This window comes from Aeromonas sp. QDB34 (assembly GCF_027705405.1).
Taxonomy (GTDB): domain Bacteria; phylum Pseudomonadota; class Gammaproteobacteria; order Enterobacterales; family Aeromonadaceae; genus Aeromonas; species Aeromonas hydrophila.
In genome coordinates this window covers 1-2,619 of sequence record NZ_JAPDBT010000053.1, presented here as the reverse complement: position 1 = coordinate 2,619, position 2,619 = coordinate 1, and the positions used below count along the sequence as shown (strand labels likewise).

Genomic DNA, 2,619 nt, shown 5'->3' with positions numbered 1-2,619 from the left:
ACGATGTGTCTATTATGCCAAAATGACGATTTAATGGACACTCAAACGAAGCCGTTTTACTATGTCTGATAATTTATAACATTTCGGACGGTTGCAAAAATGTTACTAAATGCCCGTCAGGCAGGGAGGCCGATATGCCCGTTGACTTTCTGACCACTGAGCAGACTGAAAGCTATGGCAGATTCACCGGTGAACCGGATGAGCTTCAGCTGGCACGATATTTTCATCTTGATGAAGCAGACAAGGAATTTATCGGAAAAAGCAGAGGTGATCACAACCGTCTGGGCATTGCCCTGCAAATTGGATGTGTCCGTTTTCTGGGCACCTTCCTCACCGATATGAATCATATTCCTTCCGGCGTCCGGCATTTTACCGCCAGACAGCTCGGGATTCGTGATATCACCGTTCTTGCAGAATACGGTCAGAGGGAAAATACCCGCCGTGAGCATGCAGCGCTGATACGTCAGCACTATCAGTATCGTGAATTTGCCTGGCCCTGGACATTTCGCCTTCATGTACAGAACCTTAAGCGGCAAGCGAATTAATAATACCGTCTAACGTGTTGTTTTGCTTGGATTTTCTCTGCCTACTCTTTTTGCCGTTTTTGGATAAATACACCATTGCCCACTCCAACTTCTCTGTTATTTCCTGCCACGCACCATGGATGATGCTCGCCAATATCGGCATTAACCAAAGCGCGCTGTTTTTGGCAATCTTCAGCATCGATAACTCCGCGCTGCCAATCAGCGTCAGCGCCAGCCGACGTTTGACCAGCAAGGCCAGCAAACTAGCCCAGATCAAGCCTTCCGCTATCGCTTTTTGTCGTGTCGCGAACGCCTTCAACCGGTTATGTGATTTCAGCTCTTTGAACAACAGTTCGATCTGCCAACGGCAACGATACAATGCCATCACCTTCTCGGCTGGCCATCGCTCACGCGGAAGATTGGTCATCCATATACAGAACCGTTTTTCCTCTGCAAACCAACGTCTTATGAGTCGATATTTATACTTTCCCGAACTCACATCCAGATCCAGAACCTCGGCTCTGCAGCTTCTCCGATCGATATCCTTGAGCTTTTTTCCGAGTAACTTGGGCATTTCCCTGCCGTCCTGTCGGTAAGCTGCCTGTACTTTGGGATTGAGATTTTGACTCCCTCTGACCAGATAGCTTCCTTTGGCTTTGGTCACATCAGCAAAGTACTCGCGGCTGATGTAACCGGCATCCGCCAATAACAGTTTGTTATTTAACGAATTTTCGGCCGGAAGATGCTTGCGCTCCGATTCGGTATCCGCCGTGATACTCATCGATATCGGCGACTGGTCCAGCAAGGACATGGTCATATGACACTCTACCGCAGCGGGGCTGTGCTTATTGAATCGGCCCGGGAAATGTTCTGCCAATTGCGGATGTAACGCGAATGACGACCCGTCCTGCAGCAGTACCTGCTCAAAGCCTGCCAGTCCGTGGGCGTCCGGTAGACACTCCTTGAGGCGTAAGGCGATGGCTCGTTCAACCAGTGCGCGCATGAACAAGGGAAAACCCTGCTTGCGTAACTGGTTGTGAAAGGGTTTATACGCTATTTGGTCAGTATCATGGAGCTGCAACGCATTGAAATGGCGATGCAAACCAGCAATACCATCCACCTTGTCGCAACCAAGCCCTGAGAGCAGAGCCGGGAGTAGTCTCGCAGGCTGGATATCCCGGAGTCGCTGACAAAAACCGGTAAATTTACCGATCCGGTTGAGTTCAGAAGAGCTAAGAAGTTGCTTGAGGTACTGGGTTGCATTGATAATAGTCATGGCTTCGGGCGTGTCGGTTTTTTTTTGCGATTAAATCAGATCACAAACGAAGCCTTTTTTCTATCTATTTCAATTGGTTGTAGCTAAAGATCCTGTACATGACAGGTCACTGCAGCGGCCAAACTGTTGCCACATCTCAGTTCAGGAGGAAACGCAATGACTCAGGAAAGGATCCAGACCCGCTACCCACTCGGCGGCCCCTTCGCCACCCAGGCTGAGCTGGAGCAGGCCATCACCCAGGCCATAACGACCCACAGACAAGATTTCTTCCCTCTGCTGGAACGGCTGGTGGACGTGGGGGACACCCGGGTCAACCTCAGTCAGGAGAACCCGCTGCGGGTGCTCAGCATCGAACTCGCTGACGGCCGTGAAGGAGTGGCCCATATCAACTACGAGTCCAACTTCGCCGAGAGCTGCCTGATTATCAACGAATACGACCAGCACCAGACCAGCCTGGCCTTTCGCCTCGACGGGGATGCACTTATCTTCGACGTCGAACTGCCGATCGCGTGGAATTTCAATAACTGAAGATTCAGCGGTGTAATGCCGCCTGGTTGCTACACCCGGTCAGCCAGCTCCCCTCACCCTAACCCTCTCCCAAAGGGAGAGGGGATCAGCCCGTGCCAACCTCCAGCCGTGGTAGTCACTCCATACTCTGCTGTTATTTCAGGCGCCTGTAATCTTCCCCATATGGCTGTCATCTGAATAGCAATATCCAGCATATAGCCACCATAACCCTCACTCATGTACAGGATCTTTAGCGGCAACCAATTGAAATAGATATAAAAAAGGCTTCGTTTGTGATCTGATTTTATCGCC

The 2,619-nt window shown here is 50.6% G+C and carries 3 protein-coding genes and 1 pseudogene; 2 read left to right on the top strand and 2 right to left on the bottom strand.

Going from position 1 to position 2,619, the window contains the following annotated elements; all coding sequences use genetic code 11:
• Positions 1-134: 134 nt before the first annotated feature.
• A pseudogene (locus OKC29_RS22945) lies at positions 135-512 on the top strand (DUF4158 domain-containing protein); the annotation flags it as partial.
• A 13-nt stretch (positions 513-525) separates the two neighbouring features.
• Here OKC29_RS22945 and OKC29_RS22940 read toward each other — a convergent pair.
• Positions 526-1,800, bottom strand: a complete 1,275-nt coding sequence (locus OKC29_RS22940; protein ID WP_045892401.1) for an IS4-like element ISApu2 family transposase — start codon at positions 1,798-1,800, stop codon at positions 526-528.
• A gap of 156 nt (positions 1,801-1,956) precedes the next feature.
• Here OKC29_RS22940 and OKC29_RS22935 point away from each other — a divergent pair, with 156 nt between their 5' ends.
• Positions 1,957-2,328 (top strand): hypothetical protein, encoded by a 372-nt coding sequence (locus tag OKC29_RS22935; RefSeq protein ID WP_004099020.1) that lies wholly within the window; start codon positions 1,957-1,959, stop codon positions 2,326-2,328.
• Positions 2,329-2,381: 53 nt separating this feature from the next.
• Here OKC29_RS22935 and OKC29_RS22930 read toward each other — a convergent pair.
• Positions 2,382-2,619: hypothetical protein (locus OKC29_RS22930; RefSeq protein WP_222847780.1), on the bottom strand; the 238-nt coding region annotated here is incomplete at its 5' end.